Source organism: Gottfriedia sp. S16(2024) (assembly GCF_050473765.1).
GTDB lineage: Bacteria > Bacillota > Bacilli > Bacillales > Bacillaceae_G > Gottfriedia.
Map to the genome: position 1 here is coordinate 3,541,425 of NZ_JBFLUO010000001.1, position 14,214 is coordinate 3,555,638.

The following is a 14,214-nucleotide window of genomic DNA, read 5'->3' on the forward strand; positions in this document are numbered from 1 at the left end:
TGAACTGTTTAATGATATTTGACTTAAATTAGATAACTATTACTTTTTATAAAGGAGCAATTTTATGAATTATATTTTGATCTCTCCATATTATCCAGAGAATTTTCAGGCATTTGCTCATCGTTTAAAAGCCGCTGGTATTAATGTATTAGGTATTGGCGAAGAGCCATATGACCAATTAGGTTCAAAATTACAAAACTCATTAACAGAATATTATCGTGTGAATAATTTAGAAGATCTAGATGAAGTGAAGCGTGCTGTTGCATTTTTATTTTATAAACATGGTCCGATTGAGCGTATTGAATCTAATAACGAATACTGGTTAGAACTTGATGCGCAGTTGCGTGAACAATTTAATGTATATGGAAATAAACCGAGTGACTTGAAAAAAGTTAAATACAAATCTGAAATGAAAAAGCTGTTTAAAAAAGCAGGTGTGCCTGTTGTAGATGGAAAAGTCGTTAAAACTAAAAAAGAGTTAACTAAAGCCATTGATGAATTAGGACTGCCAGTTATTGCTAAACCGGATAATGGTGTTGGTTCAGCTGCAACCTTTAAATTATGTTCAGAAGAGGCTGTACGACATTTTGAAGAAGTATGGGATGAAACACAAGTGTACTTCATTGAACCATATGTCGAAGGAGGCGTGCTTTGTACATTTGATGGTTTAGTTGATCAAAAAGGGAATATTGTTTTCCAAACAAGCTTTACATATAATGTGCCTACTCTGGAACTTGTTAAAGGTCAGTTGGATTTAGCTTATATTATTCAAAAAGAAATTGATCCAAAGCTTGAATACTATGGTAAATCAATTGTAAAAGCTTTTGGAATGAAGGAACGCTTTTTCCATATTGAGTTTTTTAAATTAGAAGATGGGGATTATGTTGCACTTGAATATAATAACCGCCTAGCTGGTGGCTTTACGATTGATATGTACAATTTCGCGTACTCCATTGATTTATTTGATCAGTATGCTTCTATTGTAAAAGGTGGAGAAATTAAGGAGTCCGATGCCAAAAACCAGTATTGTGTCGGTATAACACAGCGTGATGCGTATGAGTATAACCACGATACGAATGCAATTTATGATCGATTTGGCGATCGTGTGAAGTTTGAAAAGCGTATTCCAGATGCGTTTGCGGAACTCCAAGGAAATCAATTTTATGCCATTAATGCAGATTCACAGGAAGAAGTCGATGAAATCATTAGTTTTGTACATGAACGAAAAAATTGCAGCGTTGTAAACGTATAAGGATAGGAGATTTTTCTATGAATATAGAACATTTAAGCCATTGGAGCGGAGAATTAGGACGCGAAATGCAGTTGAACAGATATGGACACAGTGGCATGCCAATCCTAGTTTTTCCTTCATCTGGGGGGACGCATTTTGAATACAATAATTTTGGAATGATTGATGTGTGTCATGACTTTATTGAATCCGGAAAAGTTCAGTTTTTTACACTGTCTACCATAGATAGCGAAAGTTGGCTACACGACTCAAAATCGTTACATGACCGTGCATTAGCGCATGAGGCATATGATCGTTATGTAATTTCAGAAGCTATTCCATTTATTAAACATAAAACTGGTTGGTTTGATCCAATGATGACAACGGGTTGTAGTATGGGAGCATATCATGCGTTGAACTTTTTCTTGAGACATCCAGATGTCTTCCAAACAACAGTTGCACTTAGCGGCGTGTACGATGTGCGTTTCTTTTTTGGGGATTATGGAAATGATCCTCTTGTATACGAAAATTCACCAAGTGATTACATATGGAATCAAAATGACGGATGGTTCATTGATCGATACCGTTCAGCAGATATTATAATTTGTACCGGGCTAGGTGATTGGGAACAAGACGGGCTGCCTTCATATTTTACATTAAAAGAAGCCTTTGAAGAAAAACAAATTAAAGCATGGTTTGATGAGTGGGGCGAAGATGTTTCGCATGACTGGGTTTGGTGGCGACGCCAAATGCCGTATTATTTAGAAGAATTATTTAAATAAAAAATCATAAAAACTTCAATACAGTAGAATGATATGTTTTTTTAAATTTTATCTTAAAAGTAACAATATATGTGGCAATAAACACAAAATACTTTTTTAGGGCTACTTACACTAAAGCATGTTAGACTTGAACATCATAACGAGGTGGTAATGAAAATGAAAATTTTGTTTGATGAAACTTATACTTCAAATGACGGAAAGAGAACAAGTAGGAATATTTGGTATGGAGATGCTGATTTAACTGTTGAAGGAAAATTTGGAAAAAACATGAATCTTAATGAAGATTTTATGGATAATTTATGCGAAATAATAAAAAATGACTTATCTAAAAATGCAGCAAATAAGGCTTCTGAAACTAACTGGTATATTTATGGAAGTGGTGTAACTCAGGAGGCTATTGGAGACAATATCCGTCCGACAATTATGGTTCGTGAGAGGTCTGACGAATTTATAACTAATTTTAATATCAGTGACCACGATTTTGCAGTAAATATCGATGCTATTCTGCTGTTTAAGGCGGATTTTGAAAAACGTTTAGCTAGCCATTGAAGAGTTATTTTATTAAAAGAATTTTCATACTATTCGAGGGGAATGATTTCATATTGAAGTCATTCTCCTTTTTCATCTGGTGGGAGTCATTTTTGTGGAGAAAAAAACATTTAATAGGTACAAATATGAATAATTACACTTAAATTCAATAAAAAAATCAACAAAATTTAACTGATTAGATAGGTTGTAATAATTTAATAAACTGAATGAACTAGTGTATGATTAGTAAATTACTATTAAAGATTAACTTTCTATAGTGGTCAATAAGGAACGTTTTGTTTGTTAAAATGATGTCTAAAATTTAAGGTAACTCAATAACGAAAAGTAGACGACTATAGAGAAATCTTTAAATATCAATTTCAAAATTAATAAGGTGAAATAAATGATTGTAAATACACTAAATGACGTAAATAAGTTAATTACAGAATGGCAGTCTGCAATTGAAGCAGAACGAAATTATTTAAAATTTCACGGTGGGAGAAGTTTTACACTTTCTAAGGGTACTCCATTGTACCAAATCGGACAAAGTACGGTGATCTTGTTTACGATTTATGCAGAAATTTTTGTGCCAGAAGGAACGCCGGTTCGAATAAAAATAGAAAATCAAGAGTATCAAGGTGAATTATTATCGTTTAAAGGCTCTCAAGTTGAAATTAAAATTAATGAAAGAATTACTTCGATGATTCCATATGCTGAACTATTTAATGAACCATGGGAGCTACTAGATCAATTAATTGAAAGACTTGAGGAAATAAAAGATTATCGTAGTAAACAAAAAAGAATTATGAAACTAATGAATGCTGATTCAACTGCTAAACATTTAAGTAAAATGAAGAAAGAAAGTTCGACAAAGCAGGAGTTGATTTATCGTTCGTTTTATAACGCAACAACATATATATGGGGACCGCCTGGTACTGGGAAATCTTATAATTTAACAAATATTATTTTAAAACATTACGAAAAAAATAAGTCAGTTTTAGTAATTGCTCATTCTAATGCTGCAGTAGATGTTTTAATGAAAAATGTAATTCATGAATTAGAACAAAAAGATAAATGGAAGAGTGGAGAGATTGTCCGCTATGGTTATACAAAAGATGAAGTGTTATTACAACATGAAGATATCCTTTCCTCAAAGCTTGTTGAGGTAATTGGAACTATTAATCATTATGAATTGGAAAATTTAGATGAACGAAAGCATTCAATGCTAAGGAAAGCTAGAAGAGGTGCAGCTTCAAAAAGAGAATTAGATGATTTAAGTAAAATTCAAAATAAGTTAAATAAAATTCGAGGGGAAATTCGTGAAAAGGAAAAAGAATTGATTGATCAAGCAAAAGTGATTGGAACTACATTATCCAAATGTTCAATTGATCCTTTAATCTATTTACGCCAGTTCGATTTAGTTATTGTGGATGAAATTAGTATGGCGTATATACCGCAAATCGCCTTTGCTTCTACATTAGGGAAACGAATAGTTGTTTGCGGAGATTTTAAACAATTACCGCCAATTGCATCATGTTTTCATAATGAATATGTGAAAAAGTGGCTACAGGAAGATTTATTTCATCATACTGGTATAGTCCAAAAAATAGAAAAAGGTGAACCATTAATTAATTTAGTTTTATTGAATCAGCAAAGGAGAATGCATCCGGCCATATCTGGATTTACGAATAACGAAATCTATCATTCGTTAGTGTTTGATCATCCATCTGTCAAAAAAAGACAGGAAATCGCTAAACATAGACCATTTCCAATGAAAGCGAATAGTTTAATAAATTCGCAATTTCTAAAAACCTATGCTTTAAAAGATTCAAATACGAATTCTAGATATAATTTAGGGTCTGCGATTATTGCAATTCAATGTATACTTTCAAGTGTAGTAGATGGGGTCAAGTCTATTGGAATTGTTACGCCATATAGAGCACAGGCAAAGTTACTTACGGCACTCCATAAAGAGATTATCGGAAAAACAAAATATCGAGAATTACCAATACAAATCGCAACAGTTCACCGATTTCAAGGAGCGGAGTGCGACGTAATCATTTTTGATTCAGTAGATACGAAACCACAATATTCACCTGGTTTGCTACTAACAGATCAAAACAGTGAAAGATTAATTAATGTTGCTTTGACTAGAGCTCGAGGTAAATTTATTCATATTGCTGATATTCCATTTATAAAAAGTAAAACAAATTCAAAAAAAACGATTAATAAGTTAATTCATTATCAAATGGATAAGGAATACAAGGTGAGTAAAGAGGAGTTTGAAAAGGTTTTTTCAAAGAGTATATCAAAGAGGTTAAGACTGTTTTTAAATGATTCAATTGATCTGAAAAATGAATTAGTAAATGATCTAAAAAATGCTAATAAAAAAATAATCGTCTCGATGCCAAATTTATCTGAAATGTCTTTGGAAATTCGAAAAATTATAAATGATGTTGAGGTACCCATTCTCTTTATTAGTGAACTTCACTATGAAAATCAAAAAAATAGAAGTTTTATTAAAAAAGAGCAAGTTCAACCTTTTATTATGATAGATAACGAAATTTTATGGTTTGGAATTCCTTTGTCAAATGTAAGTTTAAACCAATCAAATAACTCGGCAAGATTGAATTGTCCTTTAACTTGTCAAATAGTAAAAGGATTTATCGATTTTTAAAAGTTACATAGAAAGTATTCTATGTAATTTTTTTTATTCTTATTAATTAATTTTCCGCATAAAATAAAAATAAAATGCTACGGGATAGGTGAATAAATGGTCGATCGATCGGTTTTTTCTAAGTTGTCTATGCCATGTGCTTTTTTAGATTGGGATGCTTTTGTTCAAAATGTGGATGATATTGCCACTAAATCAAACGGTAAGAAAATACGAATTGCTACAAAATCAATTCGTAGTGTACAAGTTTTAAAATATATTTTAGAGAGCAATGATTGTTATGAGGGGCTAATGTGTTATAACCCTCATGAAGCAGATTTTCTTGCTGAAAATGGTTTTGATAATTTATTAATTGGTTATCCTACAGTTGATCTCTTAGGATTAAATAAAATTGCATTACAAATAAAAAAGGGTAAAAAAATCATTTGTATGGTGGATCAGATTGAACAGATCAGTTTGATTGAAAAGATCGCAGTAAAAAATGAGATTGTTATTCCACTTTGTATCGACGTAGACATGAGTACTTCATATTTAGGATTTCATTTTGGAGTAAGAAGGTCACCAATTAAAGAAGCTAGGGATTTAGTACCGTTACTAACACATATATTGCAATCCTTGAATGTGCGCTTGGAAGGAATTATGGGATATGAGGCACAAATTGCAGGGGTTGGAGATGATGCAAAAAATAGGTTTTTGAAAAATAAAATAATCCAGTTTTTAAAGAAGAAATCATTAGGTGAAATTGCGAAAAAAAGAAGAGAAATTGTTAAATACATTGAAAAAGATGGCTACCACCTTGAATTTGTAAATGGTGGAGGTACTGGAAGTCTTTACTCGACATCAAAGGAAAAAGTGGTAACGGAAGTAACAGTAGGATCAGGATTTTACGCTCCAACATTATTTGATGAATACAGAAGTTTTCAATATCAACCGTCAATTGGCTTTGCTTTACCAATCATTCGAAAACCAGCAGATAAGATTTTTACATGCACAAGTGGAGGTTTTATTGCTTCAGGTGCTGTAGGAAAAGAAAAATTACCAACTCCATATTCCCCAGAACATTGTACTTTATTGCCACTAGAAGGTGCTGGTGAAGTTCAAACCCCAGTTTTTTATTCAGGTCATGAAGATTTAAAAATAGGAGAAGCTATTTTATTTAGACCAAGCAAGTCTGGAGAAATTGCTGAGCGTTTTTCTCATTTATATGTAGTCAGTAAAAATAAGATCATCGACCAGTTCACAACATACAGAGGAGATAGGGGGTGCTTCCTATGAAAAGTATGTTATGGAAAAACTGGTCTGGAAGTGTAAAATTTATCCCGAATCAAGTATTTTACCCATCATCGATTGAAGAAGTAGTTAGCCTCGTTAAAAGAGCTAGCTCGGAAAATAAGAAAATAAGAGTAGTAGGTTCAAGTCACTCTTTTACGCCACTAATTTCAACAAACGACTATTTAATTTCACTAGATAATTTAAATGGAGTTATTTCAATTAATAAAGAGGAACAAATTGCCGAAGTTTGGGCTGGAACTAAGCTTGAGCAATTAGGAAATGAATTATACGAATCAGGTTATTCACAAGAGAATTTAGGTGATATAAATGTTCAATCAATTGCAGGAGCATTTTTAACGGGTACACATGGCACAGGTATTGAACATGGAATTTTATCTACACAAATCGAAGAGATGACAGTAGTATTACCATCAGGTGATCTACTAGATTGTTCAAAGACAAAAAATACAGATATTTATAGGGCACTTGGCGTATCGTTAGGTTTGCTAGGCATCGTTGTTAAATTTAAAATTAGAATTAAACCTGCAAATACGTATCGTTATGAAAGTAAAAAAGTAATGATTGATGAAGTTTATAGTAATCTATTAAATTTGAAAAAAGAAAATGAACATTTTGAGTTTTACTTATTTCCCTATTCTGAGAATGTTCAAGTAAAGGTAATGAATGAAACTAGAACAAAGAAACATTCATTTAAATTTGAGAAATGGAAAGTAGCAACGATTGAAAATAAAGCATTCTGGTTATTAAGTGAGTTTAGTAGAAACTTTCCAAAAAGTAGTTATCAAATTAGTAAAATAAGTGGCAGTAGTGTTCCAAATTCGAGAATGGTCGGACCGAGTCATGAATTATTTTCAACAACTCGAAATGTGAAATTTAACGAAATGGAATATAGTATTCCAGCACAATATATGAATGATGCGACTTTAGAAATACAAGAAGAGATTAAAAATAAACGATTTAACGTCCATTTCCCAATCGAATGTCGATTCGTAAAATCTGACAACTTTTTAATAAGTCCTGCTTCGATGCGAGATTCAGCATATATCGCAATCCATATGTATAAAGGAATGCCTCATCAAGAATATTTTAATAGGATAGAAGAAATTCTTCAAAGCTATAATGGTAGACCACATTGGGGAAAAATGCATTCAATGAATATAGAAAAACTAAATCATTCTTATCCATCATTATCTAACTTTCTTACGATTCGAAGTCAATTAGATAAGAATAATATTTTTGTGAATGCTTATTTAGAGAAATTATTTAAGATTGAATAATAGTTGTTGATTATATGTCTTGCTTTATAATGGATTAATAGTTTTAGTCATTTATATCTTTATTATAAAAGAGTTAATAATAAAAAATACGAACATTAAGTGAAATTAATTAGAAAACTTGGTCTAAATAATAGGTACATTACTAAATAGCTTTAAATGACTGAACAGGCTTCAGTCATTTTTTATGAAAATCTAATTGAAAATATTTATCAATTGTATTATGATAAGTAATGAGAAAAGTTATCAATATCAATTACATATATTAATTTAGATTTTTCGGGGGTATTTTCATGAAGAAGCAAACTACAATGATCGCAATTTCTCTTGCTACAAGCTTAATGATGGCAGGTTGTGCACAAAAAAGTGAAGAAGCTAGTAATGTAAAAAAAGATTCAAAAGTAGAACAAACAGTAAATTTAGATAAAGAGATTAATAATTATAGAGATTTTGTTGTTTCTCAAACTGAAGAGTTCGTAGCAAATACACAAAAGTTTGTTAATGCAATTAATGAAGGAAACATGGCAGAAGCAAAACGTTTATATCCAATTAGTCGTTCATATTACGAAAGAATTGAACCAGTAGCAGAATCATTCGGTGATTTAGATCCAAAAATCGATGCACGTGAAGGTGATGTACCTGCTAATGAGTGGACTGGTTTCCACAAAATTGAGCAAGTTCTTTGGGTTCAAAATACAACAAAAGGTCTTGAAAAATATACAGAACAACTTATGAAGGATGCTAACTACTTAAGAGCAAAAGTAGAAACAGCTGAAATTGATCCTGTATTATTTGTAACTGGTCCTGTAGAATTACTAAATGAAGTATCATCTTCGAAGGTTACTGGTGAAGAAGAACGTTATTCTCATACAGATTTAGCTGATTTTGCAGCTAACGTGGAAGGGTCAGATAAAATCGTTCAATTATTATCTGATAAATTAAAAGCAAAAGATGCTGATTTAGCTTCAACAATTGAAACTAGATTCAATGATTTAATGACAACTTTAAATACTTATAAAAAAGGTGATCAATACGTTGATTACAAACAGTTAAAAGAAGATGAAGTAAAAAAATTGGCTCAACAAGTAGATGCATTAGCAGAACCGATTTCTCAAGTTGGGGCAACATTAGGGGTTAAATAATATGAAAAAATTAGAAACGAATAAAGTTTCTAGAAGAGATGCACTAAAACTTCTTGGAGTTGGCGGAGCTGGCTTACTGATCGGTGCGACTGGAATTGAAGTAGCAACTGAAAAGGTAACTAATTTCTTTTCACCAGCAAAAGCGGATGCAAAGGAGATTCTGCCATTTTATGGAAAGTACCAACAAGGAATTATTACTCCTGCTCAAGATTTTATGTATTTGGCGTCATTTCAACTAGAAACTACTTCAAAAGCAGATGTCAAAACACTGTTTAAAAAATGGACGGAAGCATCAGCATTAATGAGTGAAGGAAAAGAATTAGGAGATTCTGAATTTCCTTCATCTCCACCGGTTGATACTGGTGAGGCAACAGGTCTCCAACCGATGAAACTTACATTTACATTTGGAGTTGGATCTACATTTTTTGAACGATTATCGATTCAAGCAAGTAAACCATCGGGGTTAAAAGATTTACCGCATTTCCCTGGTGATAACTTAAGAGAAGAATGGAATGGTGGAGACATCGTAGTTCAAGTTTGTGCAAACGATCAACAAGTTGCATTTCATGGTATAAGAAACTTGATTCGTATTGGACGTGGAACTGTTAGCTTAAAATGGATGCAGCACGGCTTCCAACGTTCATCTGGAGCGGATCCTTCTGGTAGTACACCTAGAAACTTAATGGGTTTCAAAGACGGTACTGGAAATCCAAATACAAAAGATGAAAATGAAATGAATTCTCATATTTGGGTACAAAACGGCGATGGGCCAGCTTGGTTAACTGGTGGTTCTTATTTAGTTGCAAGACGTATTCGTATACGTGTTGAGGAATGGGATCGTAGTTCTTTAATAGATCAAGAACAAACATTTGGACGTCATAGAGCAACTGGTGCACCAATTGGTGAAAGAGATGAATTTTCTAAAATAGATTTAAAGAAAACAGATGATAATGGTAAATTATTAATTCCTGCAGATTCACATGTTGCTTTAGCAAGAGGAAATGGAAAAATAAAAATTTTAAGAAGATCATATTCTTATACTGACGGACTAGATATCCAAACGGGAAAATTAGATGCAGGCTTACTATTTGTTAGTTTCCAAAGAGACTTAGAAAAACAATTTATACCAATGCAAGATAAATTAGCAAAAATGGATTTATTGAATGAATACATTCAGCATAATGGTAGTGCTGTTTTTGCATGCTTCCCAGGTGTTAAGAATGGAAGATATATTGGTGAAGGATTACTCTAGGTGAATGTCATGAAAAAAAATATACTTATAATAGCTAGTTTACTATTTTTTAGTTTAATAATTAGTCCGTTTCATAAAACATTTGCTGAAACTGATATTCAAGAACAAGTACTTTCACATATTGGTAACTCGTTAACAGAAGTTAAAAATGGTGAAAAAGATAAAATAAAATCAGATTTATTAGCGATTAAAGATTTAATTAAAAATGAGAAAAAAACGTCAAAATTAAATAAGCTTGTTGACCAAGCGATTAAAGATATTGACCAAAATGATCTTGCAACAGTAAAAGATGATATTCGCGGGGTTGCTTTTGAAACCGAAAAGTGGATAGAAAATACAAATGATAAAAAAGATCTTTCTCAAATTAATCTTACTAAACTAGTATCTCATTTAAATAATGTTAAAACTTTATCAAATGAATCGAATTGGGCAAAAGCACAATCTGAATATAAGCTTTTTGAAATAGAATGGTCAAAAGTAGAAAATGATGTAAGAAAAGCAAACAGTGGATTTTATGGTTCAATCGAAGCAAATATGATTACTTCAAGGTCAACTTTGTTTACTGAAAATCCTTCAATTGCTAAAGTAAATGATTCTTTTACTAAATTAATTGATGTTTTGAATAATCCAAGTAGTGACTCAACAAAAGAAGTAAGTATTGAGAAAGCAATTAAACTACTAAATCAAACAATCAATTATGTAGAATCAAATGATACAGGAAAAGCGCAAACTACATTTAATGAATTTATACAAGATTGGCCTTATGTTGAAGTAATGGTTCAATCAAATTCAATGGAATTATATAAGAAAATTGAAAATGATACATCCATTGCACTAACCAGGTTAACAGAAAAGCCTAAATCTGCTACAACTATGAAAACATTAAAAGAAATTCAAAACAATTTAAACTTAGCTACAAAGAAAACATCTTATACGATGTTTGATGCAGGGACAATTGTATTTCGTGAAGGTTTAGAGGCTTTAATTATTATTTCTGCTTTACTAGCATTAGTTTCAAAAGGTAATCAAGAATCAGCACGTAAGTGGATCTTTGTAGGTGGTGGTTTTGGTATTCTAGCTAGTTTAGTAGCCGGTTTATTATTCCAGTTCTTATTATCAAAAATCTCAGCTGGAATTAGCAATCAATTAATTGAAGGAATCTCTGGTCTTATTGCTGTTCTTTTCATGTTGACAGTTGGGTTATGGTTGCATAAACAATCTCGTCAACAAGAATATGGTAGTAAGATGAAAGAAAAAGCAAAAGCTGCAATTGCGGGCGGAGGAATACTTTCATTAAGCTTACTTTCATTTTTTGCTGTATTTAGAGAAGGTGCCGAAACTGTCGTATTTTATATCGGTATGAGTTCTTCAATTACAGTGAAAGAATTGATTACTGGTTTTGCAGGTGGAATCATTTTACTTGTTATTATTGGAATCTTTATCTTAAAAGGAAGTAAATTCATTCCGTTAAAACCGTTTTTTACAATTGCAAGTTTATGTATTTATTACTTGACGTTTAAATTCATTGGTCAAAGTATTCATGCATTACAAGGAATTGGCTACTTGCCTGACCATATGAGTACTATTTTTCCAACAATACCTAAATTAGGGATTTATCCTTCCTTAGAAAGTATCATTCCACAACTAATTTTATTACTATTTGTCATTTGGTTGTTTGTTGGAACAAGAATCAAAAACAATAATAAATCAATTGCTGCTTAATTTACGTTAAGAAAACAGACATGATTGTCATTAATATAGACAATTAATGTCTGTTTTTTATCGTCTATTCTGCGTATTTATAATCTAATCAGATTTACAGAATAGATATAATAAAAAATTGGTAAATTATGAGCTAAAATATTTAAAAATTCTTTTAAAAGAGATAAGATAAGATTAAAGAAATATGAAGGTTTCATATAATGATATTATGTAAACTAGGTAATGTAAGGAGGATTTAAAATGATTCAAAAAGCTACTTTTGCAGGTGGTTGTTTTTGGTGTATGGTAACACCGTTTGAGGATTTACCTGGTATACATGGTATTGTTTCAGGTTATATGGGTGGGGAACTAGAAAACCCTACGTATGAAGAGGTTAAAAAGGGGACTACTGGTCATTATGAAGTGGTTCAAATTACGTTTGATGATGAATTATTTTCATACAAAAAACTATTAGAATTATTTTGGCCGCAAATTGATCCAACAGATCCAGATGGTCAATTCCAAGATAGAGGTTCACAATACCGTGCCGCAATCTTTGTTCATAATGATTCACAGCTTAAGGAAGCAATGGAATCAAAAGAAAAATTAATTGGAAGTAATATTTTTAAGAAACCGATTGTAACCGAAATATTACAAGCAACTACTTTTTATGAGGCTGAAGAATATCACCAGGACTACCATAAAAAAAATCCAAAACACTATAAAGAAGACAGAGCGATGTCTGGAAGAGACGAATTTATTGAATCAAATTGGAAAAAGTAGGCAAGGAAATAATAGAAGCTCCATTAGAGCTTCTATTATTTTTAAGAAAGCATAGGAATATTTATCTATTCTAATAAAATTCAATCCTTAAATCTGCTCTCGAATGGAGGTATACTATGGAAACAAATCGGAAGTTAGTGACAATCGGTTTGTTGGTAGCTGTTACATTGTCTGCGATTGAAGGGACGATTATAACTACTGCCACACCTACGATCACTACGGAATTATCTGGTGTTAAGTTGATGAGTTGGATTTTTGCAGCATATATGTTGGCAATGACTGTAACGACACCGATTTATGGAAAGCTATCGGATTTATTTGGTCGTAAAAACTTATTAATGTTTGGCATCATTTTATTTATTTTAGGTTCAGTTTTATGTGGTTTTTCACAAAATATGGGTCAATTAATATTATTTCGTACAATTCAAGGGCTAGGTGCTGGAGCTGCATTACCCTTAACAATGACGGTAATAAGTGATCTGTATCCTTACCAAGAAAGAGCTAAAGTGCAAGGGTATATTAGTGCGGTATGGGCAGTTTCAAGTGTAATTGGTCCATTAGTTGGAGGGTTTTTTGTAGACTTTATTTCGTGGCGTTATATCTTTTTTATTAATTTTCCATTTGGAATCATTTCTATTATTCTATTTTGGAAATATTATCATCAAAAAATTGACCGTAAAAAAACAATTTCAATTGATTATTTAGGGTCCATTCTTTTTATATTAAGTACTTTATCTGCTTTATATGCTTTAGTAGTAGGAGGAGAGCAACATAACTGGACTTCTCCAAATTTATTATTCCTTTTTGCATTTGCAATCATTTTATTTGGGTTATTTCTTTTTATTGAAACAAGAGCAAAGGAACCATTATTACCACTATCTTTATTCAAAATCCGTCATTTAGTCGTAACATATGCAGCAATGTTTATCGCACATGCACTTCTAATATCGATTGAGGTATATTTACCTGTTTATAATCAAAGTGTGTTTGGTTTAAGTCCGACACAGTCAGGTTTAATGTTAATTCCTCTTTCATTTGCTTGGACATTAGGTTCGTTTCTATCTGGTCGATTCATTAAGAAAATGAAGGCAAAAAACATTATCCTAATAGGAGCTTTCTTATGTATTATAGGTGCATTAGGGATGAACTTTTTCCATGATTCGAAACTATTAATTTATCCATTTAATGCATTTTTAGGACTTGGCTTTGGGTTATCTTTTCCAATTTATATGATCCTTATTTCATCAGCTGTAGGAATGAACCAACGGGGTATTGCAATTGCCGCAAATTCCTTTTTAAATACTTTTTCCCAAACAATTACAGTTGCTGTGTTAGGAACCATTTTTACGATTAAGGCATCCGAAGTTTTGAATGGTCATAAATTAGTTCTTAATGCTCAAAATCAAATCAATCATCTTTCGACAGTAAAAGCTGTAACGGCTGGTTTTGAAATCATCACTTTATTTATGGCGGTATTTAGTATTATTACGTTTATTTTCGTCTTATTTTTACCGTCTGAACAATCTGAAGAAAAAAACGTTGAAATAGCACACTAAT

The 14,214-nt window shown here is 31.8% G+C and carries 11 protein-coding genes; all 11 read left to right on the top strand.

Annotated features, from left to right (window positions below):
• Window positions 1-64 precede the first annotated feature (64 nt).
• The 11 genes from AB1282_RS16670 to AB1282_RS16720 all read left to right on the top strand — a co-directional run bounded on the left by AB1282_RS16670 (window position 65) and on the right by AB1282_RS16720 (window position 14,213).
• Window positions 65-1,252, top strand: a complete 1,188-nt coding sequence (locus AB1282_RS16670; RefSeq protein ID WP_056477001.1) for an ATP-grasp domain-containing protein — start codon at window positions 65-67, stop codon at window positions 1,250-1,252.
• 17 nt (window positions 1,253-1,269) lie between these two features.
• Window positions 1,270-2,010, top strand: coding sequence for an esterase family protein (locus AB1282_RS16675; protein WP_390311402.1), 741 nt, complete (start codon window positions 1,270-1,272; stop codon window positions 2,008-2,010).
• A gap of 156 nt (window positions 2,011-2,166) precedes the next feature.
• Window positions 2,167-2,559 carry a hypothetical protein gene (locus AB1282_RS16680; protein WP_429899585.1) on the top strand — a complete coding sequence of 131 codons (393 nt, stop codon included), beginning with the start codon at window positions 2,167-2,169 and terminating at the stop codon, window positions 2,557-2,559.
• A 382-nt stretch (window positions 2,560-2,941) separates the two neighbouring features.
• Window positions 2,942-5,215 carry an AAA domain-containing protein gene (locus AB1282_RS16685; RefSeq protein ID WP_429899586.1) on the top strand — a complete coding sequence of 758 codons (2,274 nt, stop codon included), beginning with the start codon at window positions 2,942-2,944 and terminating at the stop codon, window positions 5,213-5,215.
• 96 nt (window positions 5,216-5,311) lie between these two features.
• Window positions 5,312-6,487 carry an amino acid deaminase/aldolase gene (locus tag AB1282_RS16690; protein ID WP_056477014.1) on the top strand — a complete coding sequence of 392 codons (1,176 nt, stop codon included), beginning with the start codon at window positions 5,312-5,314 and terminating at the stop codon, window positions 6,485-6,487.
• Window positions 6,475-7,782, top strand: a complete 1,308-nt coding sequence (locus tag AB1282_RS16695) for a D-arabinono-1,4-lactone oxidase (protein WP_429899587.1) — start codon at window positions 6,475-6,477, stop codon at window positions 7,780-7,782. The genes AB1282_RS16690 and AB1282_RS16695 overlap by 13 nt, the downstream gene beginning before the upstream one ends.
• A 290-nt stretch (window positions 7,783-8,072) precedes the next feature.
• The gene (gene efeO, locus AB1282_RS16700) at window positions 8,073-8,921 is read left to right on the top strand and encodes an iron uptake system protein EfeO (protein WP_056477020.1); all 849 of its coding nucleotides are present in this window, start codon (window positions 8,073-8,075) and stop codon (window positions 8,919-8,921) included.
• Window position 8,922: 1 nt separating this feature from the next.
• On the top strand, window positions 8,923-10,173 hold the full coding sequence (efeB, locus tag AB1282_RS16705) for an iron uptake transporter deferrochelatase/peroxidase subunit (protein ID WP_056477022.1): 1,251 nt from the start codon (window positions 8,923-8,925) through the stop codon (window positions 10,171-10,173).
• Window positions 10,174-10,182: 9 nt separating this feature from the next.
• Window positions 10,183-11,895 (top strand): FTR1 family iron permease, encoded by a 1,713-nt coding sequence (locus AB1282_RS16710; protein WP_056477025.1) that lies wholly within the window; start codon window positions 10,183-10,185, stop codon window positions 11,893-11,895.
• Window positions 11,896-12,138: 243 nt separating this feature from the next.
• On the top strand, window positions 12,139-12,657 hold the full coding sequence (gene msrA, locus AB1282_RS16715; protein ID WP_390311453.1) for a peptide-methionine (S)-S-oxide reductase MsrA: 519 nt from the start codon (window positions 12,139-12,141) through the stop codon (window positions 12,655-12,657).
• Window positions 12,658-12,773: 116 nt separating this feature from the next.
• The gene (locus AB1282_RS16720; RefSeq protein WP_429899588.1) at window positions 12,774-14,213 is read left to right on the top strand and encodes an MDR family MFS transporter; all 1,440 of its coding nucleotides are present in this window, start codon (window positions 12,774-12,776) and stop codon (window positions 14,211-14,213) included.
• The last annotated feature ends 1 nt before the right edge of the window (window position 14,214 follow it).

Bases quoted from the DNA above. Each gene is read 5' to 3' on its own strand.
- AB1282_RS16720 (WP_429899588.1), top strand. From the start codon at position 12,774: ATGGAAACAAATCGGAAGTTAGTGACAATCGGTTTGTTGGTAGCTGTT.
- efeO (WP_056477020.1), top strand. From the start codon at position 8,073: ATGAAGAAGCAAACTACAATGATCGCAATTTCTCTTGCTACAAGCTTA.
- AB1282_RS16685 (WP_429899586.1), top strand. From the start codon at position 2,942: ATGATTGTAAATACACTAAATGACGTAAATAAGTTAATTACAGAATGG.
- AB1282_RS16675 (WP_390311402.1), top strand. From the start codon at position 1,270: ATGAATATAGAACATTTAAGCCATTGGAGCGGAGAATTAGGACGCGAA.
- AB1282_RS16710 (WP_056477025.1), top strand. From the start codon at position 10,183: ATGAAAAAAAATATACTTATAATAGCTAGTTTACTATTTTTTAGTTTA.
- AB1282_RS16690 (WP_056477014.1), top strand. From the start codon at position 5,312: ATGGTCGATCGATCGGTTTTTTCTAAGTTGTCTATGCCATGTGCTTTT.
- AB1282_RS16680 (WP_429899585.1), top strand. From the start codon at position 2,167: ATGAAAATTTTGTTTGATGAAACTTATACTTCAAATGACGGAAAGAGA.
- AB1282_RS16670 (WP_056477001.1), top strand. From the start codon at position 65: ATGAATTATATTTTGATCTCTCCATATTATCCAGAGAATTTTCAGGCA.
- efeB (WP_056477022.1), top strand. From the start codon at position 8,923: ATGAAAAAATTAGAAACGAATAAAGTTTCTAGAAGAGATGCACTAAAA.